4 protein-coding genes are annotated in these 11,900 nt (G+C 53.1%); all 4 read left to right on the forward strand.

All coding sequences use genetic code 11. The features are described from left to right. The 4 genes from L1S32_RS11945 (at nucleotide 1) to L1S32_RS11960 (ending at nucleotide 11,832) form a co-directional block, all read left to right on the forward strand. Entirely contained in the window at nucleotides 1-546 is a 546-nt protein-coding gene (locus L1S32_RS11945; protein WP_347403354.1) for an ECF transporter S component, read from the forward strand. Then, nucleotides 539-2,008, forward strand: a complete 1,470-nt coding sequence (locus L1S32_RS11950; RefSeq protein ID WP_278155325.1) for an ABC transporter ATP-binding protein — start codon at nucleotides 539-541, stop codon at nucleotides 2,006-2,008. Before L1S32_RS11945 ends, L1S32_RS11950 begins: the two co-directional genes overlap by 8 nt. Before the next feature lie 391 nt (nucleotides 2,009-2,399). Further along, nucleotides 2,400-3,209, forward strand: coding sequence for a nitroreductase (locus L1S32_RS11955; RefSeq protein ID WP_278155326.1), 810 nt, complete (start codon nucleotides 2,400-2,402; stop codon nucleotides 3,207-3,209). A gap of 223 nt (nucleotides 3,210-3,432) precedes the next feature. Continuing rightward, nucleotides 3,433-11,832, forward strand: a complete 8,400-nt coding sequence (locus L1S32_RS11960) for a NosD domain-containing protein (protein ID WP_278155327.1) — start codon at nucleotides 3,433-3,435, stop codon at nucleotides 11,830-11,832. The last annotated feature ends 68 nt before the right edge of the window (nucleotides 11,833-11,900 follow it).

Here is an 11,900-nt window from a genome sequence, read left to right on the forward strand (position 1 = left end):
ATGATGCATCCTGAAAAGTATTTTTCCCTGAATGAGATCGCCCTGATGTCCATCTGCGGTGCACTGATCTTTGTCATGAAAGTGGTATTCAAGGTTCCCGTGCATATTCCCGGGCATAGCGGCATTTTCTGGGTCATTCCGATGATTGTCGGCATCGCAATTGTGCGAAAGCCTGGCACCGGGACATATATCGGGCTTATATCCGGGCTTTTGGGCTCGTTTTTCGGTCTGGGCGCTCTTCATGTCTTTGATATTTTCAGTTATCTGACGATTGGCATTGTAGCGGATATCTGTGGTGTTCTCTTTGCATACCGCTTTGATTCTCTTGCGGTGGGAGTCATCACCGGTGCCGCTGCAAATGTCGTGAAGATGGTGGTCCATTACGGGGTGCAGATTTTACTGGGGGTTCCGCAGTATTTTATCATCCTCGGCATTGGCGTCAGCTCAATCACCTACCTGATCTTCGGCGGTCTGGGGGGACTGATTTCGGTGTATATTGTCCGGAGGCTGACCCGCGCCGGTGTCATCGGTGAGAAGAATGGGTGAACCGCTCCTCAGAGTGGAATCCCTTTCATATTCATATCCCTCTTTTGGTTCCGGGAAGAAACCACCGACACTTTCCGGTATCAGCCTTGCGATTCATAAGGGGGAACGCGTGGTGATCTGCGGCCCGAGCGGGTCGGGGAAGTCCACCCTGATTCAGACCTTAATCGGATTAATTCCTCATTCACGCAGCGGAAGGATGGAAGGGAGGGTCATAGTTGACGGACTGGATACGTCCGGAACATCAGTGCCGCATCTCTCAAAAACCGTCGGGTTTGTCTTTCAGGATCCCGACCACCAGATGGTAACCGGCGACGTTGATTCCGAGATTGCATTCGGGCCCGAACAGTCGGGTATGGACCCGGAGATGATTGAGGCGCGAATTTCCCGGATCGCCGGAATGCTGCATATCAGTCACCTGAGGGGAAGGGAGCTTTCCGATCTATCCTGGGGGGAACGCCAGAAGGTTGCAATTGCATCGGTGCTCGTCATGCAGCCGAAGATAATAGTGCTGGATGAGCCGCTCTCTGGTCTGGATACGGATTCTGCTGCCACGCTCATTGACCATCTGGGAACGGTTGGAAAAACGTTGAATATTGCGGTTGTTATTGTTGAGCACCGGCTGGATCTCCTTACTGGTTTCATGGACCGTATGGTCGTGATGGATGACGGCAGGATTGTGTATGACGGGCATGCGGCGGATTTTTCCGGACCGGCCGCCGGTTTGCATCCGGGAAATACCGGGGGCGGAGTGCATGGGGGTGAGGCATGTATGCCTGGACTATTTGTTCCTCCGGAAGGCATCGCCCCGATAATTGAGGCAATTGATCTCAGCTACACCTATCCGCACCAAAAAATACCGGTGCTGACCGGAGTGTCTGCCGCTTTTTATCCGGGTGAGGTGGTCTTCATCTGCGGACCGAACGGTTCGGGGAAGAGCACATTCATTAAGCATCTCAATGGAATTCTGCGGCCGGATACCGGGCGTGTGCTGGTTTCCGGTGGTGATATCGCGGGGAAGACCGTGGCTGAAACAGCTGCGACCGTCTCTCTTGTCGGCCAGCATGCGGATTATCAGCTCTTCGAGGAGACAATCGAACGCGAACTTGCGTTCGGCCCGCGGAATCTGGGTATGGAGGAGGGTGCCATCGACCGTTCCATTGATGAGATCATGGAACTTATGGGCATGACGCATCTGGGGCGGAAAGGGCGGCCGCTGAAACTTTCTGTCGGGGAGAAGCAGAGGGTGGCCATTGCCAGCCATCTTGTGATGAAGACCCCGGTCATTGTGCTGGATGAGCCGACGCTGGGCCTTGACAAAATCCTAAAAGATAAACTGGCGTCCCTGATTCGTGACCTGAAGAAAGGGGGGAAGACGATCATTGTTGTTACCCATGATCAGGAGTTTGCACGGCTGTGTGCAGACCGGTTTTTGTATTTTCGGGACGGGTGTCTGGTGTCCTGATAATATCAGATAATGGTCACTGGTATTTTTTGACCGCCGTTGTCATTTTGATTGTTATTTTTGTTTAGTTGCACAGTTCTCTCTCATTTGAGTATTTATGCATGGGTTGATCCTTTTACCCTCCCCTCCCCCTTTTAGGATCTCAACGCTTTTTTATGTTGTACAGATCTTGCATCCACGGTGCACCCAACTTTATTCTAATGCTCTCCCCTTCGGAATTCTAAGAGTAAAGAAATTCGTTTCATAAAATATGGTCATATGAGGGGTGAATCCAAATTGATAATTATTTATATCATGCCATGCGATGATCAGAATCTGGTTAAATTATACATTTTGTAAACTACAATTTGTTTACTTTGGCCAGATTATGAAATGAAAAAGAGTTACATTGATGGAAAAATCAAGTTCAAATCAATACAATGGCTTCAGAAGCCTTGTAATAGCAGCTACGATCATCATGATGATCGCGATCAGTATCACACCGGCAGCCGCACTGACTTTGGGGTGCGTTGATACCTTTATTGATGTGGCAAACGATGCAGGAGTCAAATATAACTATGACGGCGATGCCTATGATGGCCCAAACAACACCTACTACATTAAATTTGAGGGTGGTGGCCTCAATGCCCTTCACATTACGACTGACACTTCTGTTCCGGCAGGTCAGGTGACCAGTTCTCAGAGTGCCACCGGTTCATTCAATATATCGGATACTGGTGGCAGGGGCTATGACGACAATCTTATTCTTCTCTTTGCAGCGAAAACCCCTGTTTCAGAGGATTTCAGCCTGAATATCAAATCAAGCGGCTATACCTGGACTCCAACCGGTGAGATGCCTACAAGCTATAACTATGTAAATAATGCGGTCAATGAGACCTTTACCTACGATGACCTGATCTACGGTCCGCAGGATTACAGGCCCGCTGGCTATAATCTATTCGAGAGCTATCCAATATACTACGGGCAAGATATGGGCCAGACTGAAAACTTCACGATGATGTTTATTGATCTGAATGTAGGGGTTATCGGTAATAGCAACGGCATGGGTAAGGTCGAATACACTCTTGAGAACTTCTCTGGTTTTGCGGCATTCAATGCCTATGCCTGGTGCATTGATTCCAACCAGGGCGAAGGTATCTCATGGACAAACAGAGTCGATTCTCTCATTGGTAGCAGTGGTTATACTGTGACTCTCCCATAAGGGAGAATCAGAATTGGCCGGCCCCTTTCGGGCCGGATTTTTTAATCATTTTATGCTGCATGTTAATGGTATTAACTTTATTTAATGAATATTCAGATATATATCAAAATATATTTATGTGTATCTGATCAACAACTTTCACTTTATATCTCGGAAATTAAAAAAATTGTTAATTATATTGTGTTAACATGGCTTCAACCGTGATTAAAGAGGACGATTACGTATGAAAAGACTGAACTCTGAACCGGGCGGGTGCCTGCGGTGGATTGCCGTAATGCTCCTGCTCTTCATTTTTATTGGTATTGCACCGGCAAGCGCCGAAGAATTACCGGACTGTTTGCATGTCTATGTGAATGTGTCCAATGATCTGGGACCGCGATTCTCTGACAGCGATAACGGTTCCTATTACATGAAGTTTGACGGTGGAGGCCTCAATGCCCTCCACCTGACGACAGACACCGCCGTTCCCACAGGACAGGTGACGACGAGCAACGATCAGTCTGGTGTCTTTTATATCACCGACACCGGCGGCCGTGGCTACTCGGACAACACCATCCTGATGTTCGCCGTCAACGGGACTGTTCCCGATGACTTTGCTCTTACCGTCAGGGCGAGCGGCTATGTCTGGGAACCGGTTGCCGTGGTAAATACCCTCCCTCTGCTTGACAACATCGAGCATATCGATGGCACCATGGAAGAGACCTTCACCAAAGAAGACCTCATCTATGGGCCGCAGACCTGGAAACCAGCGGGAAATAACCTCCCGAAGGCATATCCGATCTACTTTGAGCAGGACACCAGCGATACCGGAAATCCCTTCCAGCTGATGTTTATTGACCTGAAGGCAGGTCCCATCAGCAAGGCCACCGGGCTTGCCAGCAGTAGTGATCTCACTGACTGCGGCGGGGTGAAAGTCGAGTATACACTCGAAAACCTGGAGACCTTCGCAGCATTCAATGCCTATGTCTGGTGCAACCAGTCCAATCAGGGTCAGGGCATCTCATGGACCAACAAGGTGGCCGATTCTGGTGCCAGTGTCTATCAGGTAATCGGTATTCCTCCGGAACTGACCTCCATTTCCGTCTCCCCTGAGACAGCAGAGATCACCGAGGGTGAAGGGCAGCAGTTCACGGCAATCGCCCTCGACCAGAATGACCGTACGATGTCTGGCATAGAATTCGAGTGGACGAGTTCGGACGAGACCGTCGGCACGGTAAGTGAGACGGGATACTTCACCGCCCTCACTGCAGGCACGACCACCATCACCGCGATAAACGAAAGTATCGAAGGGGAAGCGTTAGTCACCGTCATCGCAAAGCCTTCCGGCCCGCAGCTCCTCCCTGACTACAACAACATCTTTGTCAAAGTGGCGAACGATGGCGGCGTGAAATACAACGCCTTCGAAAACAACACTTATAACATCAGGTTTGAGGGCTATGACCGTGGCCTCAATGCCCTGCACATCTCCACCGACCCGACCGTAAACTTCGGTCAGGTAACAGTTTCAGAGAACCAGACCGGGACCTTCTATGCCACCGATTCCGGCGGCAAAGGGTATGAGGACGAGATCCTCCTGATGCTCGCCGTGAACGGCACCATCCCGGATGACTTCAGCCTTCGTGTGCAGGCCGACGGCTACACGTGGACGCCAAATCCCGTGAGCAACCAGGCACCGCCTCTTGACAACGTGACCTACCAGCCTGTCGCCCTCGACGAGACTTTTACCAAGGAGGACTTCAGGTACGGACCGCAGATCTGGAAGCCGACCGGCAACGGATTCGACTACCCGATCTATGCAGACCAGAACATGAGCCATACGGAAAACACCTTCCAGGTAATGTTCATTGACCTGAATGCAGGTGTCCTCCGGCCTAACGCCGCCCTTGAGAACAATGGTGCGGTGCGGATTACGTATACCTTCGAAAACCTTGAGACATTTGCGGCCTTCAATGTCTATGCCTACTGCCAAAACTCCAATAATGGCGATGATATGATCGCATGGTCAAACGCCCTTGGTCTTGGCAAGGCTGGAAGCGGCTACTCGGTCATCGGAGCTGTCTCCGGCCCGGTACCGGACAGAATTGAGGTCGAACCAACCACGGTGCAGGTTGCCGTCGGTGATGTGTATCATTTCGCCGCGACTGCCTATGACGCCCTCAATACCGTGATCCGCGGCCTGACTTTCTTGTGGGCAAGCTCGAACGAAGGTGTGGGAACAATTGACGAAAGCGGCAACTTCACCGCCATCGCACAAGGCACGACAAACGTGACGGCAAGTCGCCTCAGTATCGTAGGCACGTCGGTGGTCACCGTCGTATCAGCCGAACCGTCGACATGGTATGTAGATGGCAGCGGAAGCGGTGACTTCACCGATCTCGACACGGCCTTCGCCAATCCGTTCCTGAAAGATGGCGACACGATTCTGGTCTCCGCCGGGTCGTATGCCCTGAGCACACCTCTTGCAAAGACGGTCACCCTCACCGGTGAAGGTGCGGACGTTGTGACGGTCACGCCGACCGGGGCTGCCTTCTCCGGTGCCGGCACTGCCATCGAGGGGATCGGATTCACCAGTGGAACGTTTAGCGTCTCCGGTGCAGAAAGCACAGTGGCGCACTGCAGCTTCAGTGGCTTCTCCAGTTCGCAATCCATTTACATTTCCGGCCAGAACGTCACGCTGGATGGCAATGTATTCGAAAACAATCCAACCCGGTTCATGTGGGTAACCGGCAACGGCCATACTATTACCAACAATACCTTCGAGGCGAACGGCGGAACCCAGAATGCAGCAACCCGGTTTGACGGGTGCTCGGGTCTCACCATCGCCCTGAATACGTTTGCGAACAATACCGCACCGGCACTGGGGCTGCGGTGTACGGTTGACGACAACCGGATCTTCCTCAATGACTTCATTGACAACAAGGCCGACCTGTTCCAGTTCACCAACACCCCAAAACCCCTGGCTATGGCGTGGGAAATTTCATCCATTGACTACACCTATCTGGGGACCCAGTACACCGGCCCCCTCGGGAACTACCACAGCAGTTACACCGGCGATGACGCCGATGGCAACGGTGTCATAGACACGGCGTATACTATTGGCGCCAATCAGGTCGACAACGCACCGCTTGTCGGCAGCTGGGAGACCTACTTCCCCGAAACACTGGCACCGACCGCAGACTTCACAGCAAATGTAACCACTGGCATCGTGCCTCTGTCCGTTGCATTCGGTGATACCTCCATTGACAGCCCCGCCTCATGGGCTTGGGACTTTGAAAACGACGGCGTTGTTGACAGCACGGAGCAGAATGCAACCTACACCTACACCGTTGCAGGCACCTACTCGGTGAACCTGACGGTCACCAATACCGCCGGCAGCGATTCTGAGGTGAAGATCGACTTCATCACCGTGACCGCTCCGCAACCCAAGACCGTGACCGTCGGTGCGTCCGGATGCGACTTCACCGATCTCGACTCTGCCTTTGCCAGCCCGTCGCTGAACGACGGGGACACCATTCTGGTCTCCGCCGGGTCGTATGCCCTGAGCACACCTCTTGCAAAGACGGTCACCCTCACCGGTGAAGGTGCGGACGTTGTGACGGTCACGCCGACCGGGGCTGCCTTCTCCGGTGCCGGCACTGCCATCGAGGGGATCGGATTCACCAGTGGAACGTTTAGCGTCTCCGGTGCAGAAAGCACAGTAGCGCACTGCAGCTTCAGTGGCTTCTCCAGTTCGCAATCCATTTACATTTCCGGCCAGAACGTCACGCTGGATGGCAATGTATTCGAAAACAATCCAACCCGGTTCATGTGGGTAACCGGCAACGGCCATACTATTACCAACAATACCTTCGAGGCGAACGGCGGAACCCAGAATGCAGCAACCCGGTTTGACGGGTGCTCGGGTCTCACCATCGCCCGGAATACGTTTGCGAACAATACCGCACCGGCACTGGGGCTGCGGTGTACGGTTGACGACAACCGGATCTTCCTCAATGACTTCATTGACAACAAGGCCGACCTGTTCCAGTTCACCAACAATCCCAAACCCCTGGCTATGGCGTGGGAAATTTCATCCATCGACTATACCCATCTGGGAACATCTTACACCGGTCCGCTCGGGAACTATCACAGCAGTTACACCGGCGATGACGCCGACGGCAATGGTGTAATCGATGCGGCGTATACTATTGGCACCAACCAGGTCGACAACGCACCGCTCGTCAACCGCTGGCAGACCTACTTCCCCGATGCACCGGCATCAAAGACCGTGACCGTCGGTGCGTCCGGATGCGACTTCACCGATCTCGACTCAGCCTTTGCCAGCCCGTTGCTGAACGACGGCGACACCATCCTGGTCTCCGCCGGGTCGTATGCCCTGAGCACACCTCTTGCAAAGACGGTCACCCTCAGCGGTGAAGGTGCGGACGTAGTGGCCGTCACCCCGATAGGTGCTATATTCTCCGGTGCCGGCACTGTCATCGAGGGGATCGGATTCACCAGTGGAACGTTTAGCGTCTCCGGTGCAGAGAGCACAGTGGCGCACTGCAGCTTCAGTGGCTTCTCCAGTTCGCAATCCATTTACATTTCCGGCCAGAACGTCACGCTGGATGGCAATGTATTCGAGAACAATCCAACCCGGTTCATGTGGGTAACCGGCAACGGCCATACTATTACTAACAATACCTTCGAGGCGAACGGCGGAACCCAGAATGCAGCAACCCGGTTTGACGGGTGCTCGGGTCTCACCATCGCCCGGAATACGTTTGCGAACAATACCGCACCGGCACTGGGGCTGCGGTGTACGGTTGACGACAACCAAGTCTTCCTCAATAACTTCATTGACAACAAGGCCGACTTGTTCCAGTTCACCAACAACCCAAAACCCCTGGCCATGGCCTGGGAAATTTTATCCATTGACTACACCTATCTGGGGACCCAGTATACCGGCCCCCTCGGGAACTACCACAGCAGCTACACCGGCGATGACGCCGATGGCAACGGTGTCATAGACACGGTGTATACTATTGGCGCCAATCAGGTCGACAACGCACCGCTTGTCGGCCGCTGGCAGACCTACTTCCCGGGTTCTGAGCCGGAGCCTGTGGAACCCGTTGCACCGACCGCGAACTTCACCGCAGATGTGACGGAAGGAACTGCTCCGCTTTCGGTACAGTTTACCGACGTCTCGACCAACTCTCCGACCTCCTGGGCCTGGGACTTTGAGAACGACGGCGTTGTCGACAGCACCGAGCAGAACCCAACACATCTCTACACGACCGCGGGAACCTATTCGGTGAATCTCACCGTTGTGAACGAAGCAGGCAGCGACTCTGAAATCAGGGTGGACCTGATTGTCGTGAATCCCGGTGCATCGCAGACATGGTATGTAGACGCCTCTGGCGAAGCGAACTTCACCACTATCCAGGCGGCCATTGACACTGCCGCTGACGGCGACACGATCATCGTCCGTGACGGCACCTACAACGAGTCTGTCAATGTCACAAAATCTGTGTTCATCAGATCGGAAAATGGTCCTGAAAATACTGTTGTGCATTGCGTCACCTCAGGTGGCTATGCCGCTGTTTTCACTGTTCAGGCAGACGGGACGACTATCTCAGGGTTTACTCTCACAGGCACAAATTCAGGCATATTCTGTGATGGCTACTCGGACTGTATTTTCTCTGACAATATCTGTTCAGGAGTTTCAGGCCTTGATTTTGGTATCTGGGTGCGCGACGGCAGCGGAATCCTGATAGAGAACAACACCCTGTATGGTCATTGCAAATACGGGGTGTATTTTGATCGTTCCAGTAACTGTTTCATCAGAAACAACATAATCTCAGGCAATCAGATGGGTATTTACCTATTTGCGTCATCACCCAGCCAAACTTCCGGGAACATCGTGTCTGGCAACCTGTTTACCGGCAATGTTTACGGACTGGACCTTCCATCTGCGTCGGGATCTCAGATCACAAATAACACCATCCGCGAGAATGACTATGCCATTCGGAACATGAGGATGAACAATGAGATTTATGCAAATACCATTGTCAACAACACCGAGCTCTTTTCGGTTAATCCGCAATGGGATAATCTCTGGAACTCTCCGGAACCCGTTACCTATCTGTACAATGGTGCCACCTGTACAGGTCTTATCGGCAACTACTGGGGAGGAGCCTTCCTGGTGGAGGATGCGGATGGAAACGGAATCGCTGATTCAGCGGTGACACTCTATACCGGTGTTTTCGATAACGCCCCGCTTATGATGCCTGTGCCCGCCTATTATGGTGGTTCCTGCGACGGTATCCCTGTACCAACGAGCATCGAATTCAGTGAGCCATCATATGTCATCCCTGAAGAGGGAGTGATAAAGTTTACCGTAACGGTCTGTGACCAGAACGGAAAAGAGATGGCTGGTATTGGGTATGAGTGGAGCAGCAACAATGATACCGTCGGAACCTTTGAACAGGGCTACGAACTGGATGGCACCTTTACCGGTCTCGCTCCTGGTGAGGCGACTGTTTTGGTAAAATCCTACGATATTGAGGCCACAGCAGAAGTGACCGTGAATCAGACCTCGGCCAAGACAGTCTGGGTTGACCCCTGTGAATCAACAGATGGGTGGACATTCAGCAATGCAGGTCTCATAGACTCGGTTTTCTATACGGGTTCTCACAGCATCGGTGTTGCGCCCTGCCCTGCAAACAGTTCGGCTGAAAGGACGATTGAATTCCCAGAAGGCTGCACAGAACTGAGTTTCCGTCTGTATATCGACCGTCTGGATAGCGGAGCCGGTATCATGTCCACGACCACGATTTCCATTGATGGCGAGGAGAAAGAGCAGCTCAGAACCAGTTACACGAGGAAACAGTTTTACAAGTATTCCTATAACATATCCGGGTACGAACCCGGTCTACACACCCTGAAGGTGGAGAACTACTTCAAGGGGAAAGCCACCAATGGTGGCGGGTTCTACATCGACCTCATTAAGCTGAGAAGTGATATCCCCGAGACATTTACAATTACACTCTCGCCCGCAATGGCGAATCTTAATCCCGGTGAGACTCAGCAATTCACAGCAATCGCCTTTAATATGATTGGTGATGAACTGCCCGACACTACTTTCACCTGGACAGTATCCGACACCAGCGTAGGTACAATCGATACCACCGGTTACTTCACCGCCAGCAAGGTCGGCACGACCACTATCAGCGCCGCTGCCGGAGATGCGGTCGGCACGGCCACGGTCATGGTGGCACCGCCGCACGGCGACCAGACGAGTGACTCCCCGCTCAATGTCCCTGGATGCAACATCTCGGATAAAGGGGACGGCACGCGTGAGGTCATCGTGAACCTCACCGCTACCAACGCAACCGTCAACGGAAACGCCATCCGGATTGATGAAGACACGTTTACCCTCATCATCGAAACAGAGGGTGCCCCCACTGTCGGGAATGGCACGGCGAACGGAACGGTCGCAGGCATCTCCCTGAACACAACCCCGGTCTCGACGAACTTTGACTCCCTTGGGAATGTCACCGCCTCGCTGATGGCCAATCTCACGGGCATCCCCTCGGGAGCTGGTCTGGAGACTACCATCTCAGCGAACATCTCTGCCGCCGCTCAGTCTGCGTTCCAGATCGCTGCAACGGCAGACGGCCTGAACCTGGACGCGGTCGCCTACACGATGAACGTCGTCAAGACGAACCTCACGAACGGACAGGACATCTCCGATGCAACGATCCGTATGTCTGTCAGCCCGGCATGGGTTGCTGCAAACGGCGGATACGGTGCAGTCAGGATCATCCGCTTCGCAGAGGACGGCACCATGGAAGTCCTGAATACTGTCTATCTCGGATTCGATGGTGAACTGGACCAGTTTGAGGCATTCTCACCAAACGGATTGTCCATCTTTGGTCTCTCGGCCGCAAGTGTACCTTCCGTTGCACCGTCCGGCTCCGGATTCTCCTCATCCGGCGGGGTATCCAGCTCAATCAGTACCGCACGCTGTGACGGCATCAATGCCGGAGAAACCGGTGTCTTCGTGATGGAGCGGACCGCCATCACCGAAATCGATGTCAAGGCAGGCATGAACATTCCGTCCATGATGCTTACGGCAGAGAAGGTTGCGAAGCCATCGAACATCGGGGATGCACCCAATGCGGTCTACCAGTATGTTGAGGTCACTTCCTACCTTGCACCGGAAGACAGCATGGAGATGGCAACGCTGAAGTTTGGTGTCGACAAAAACTGGCTTGACTCCCTCGGCGCTGCTGTATCGGATGTAAAGATGTACCACTACGATGAAGCGACTGACAGCTGGGTCCTCCTCTCCACGGTTGCCTGCGGCGAAGACGGGACCTGCTATACGTTCTTTGCAGACACTCCATCGTTTAGCCTCTTTGCAATCTCTGCCGAATCGGACGAGTCAGCTCCGGCCGCTGAAGTACCGGCGGATGTCGCAGAACCGACTGCCGTCGTCAGTGGAGACACTTCGGAACAGGCTCAGCCGACGACACCGGCGAAGACCGGCAGCACAACTATGATGGTCATCACTGCCTTCTGTGCAATCCTCAGCGTATGCGGTGTTGTCTCCCGGAAGAAGACAAACGGGAAGAAATAAATTTTTCTCCCTTTTTTATTTCTGAATTATTCTGCTCGTATGAGGATTGTGTGATCTGTCCCCTTGTG

Origin of the sequence: Methanogenium sp. S4BF (assembly GCF_029633965.1) — an archaeon.
Lineage (GTDB): Archaea > Halobacteriota > Methanomicrobia > Methanomicrobiales > Methanomicrobiaceae > Methanogenium.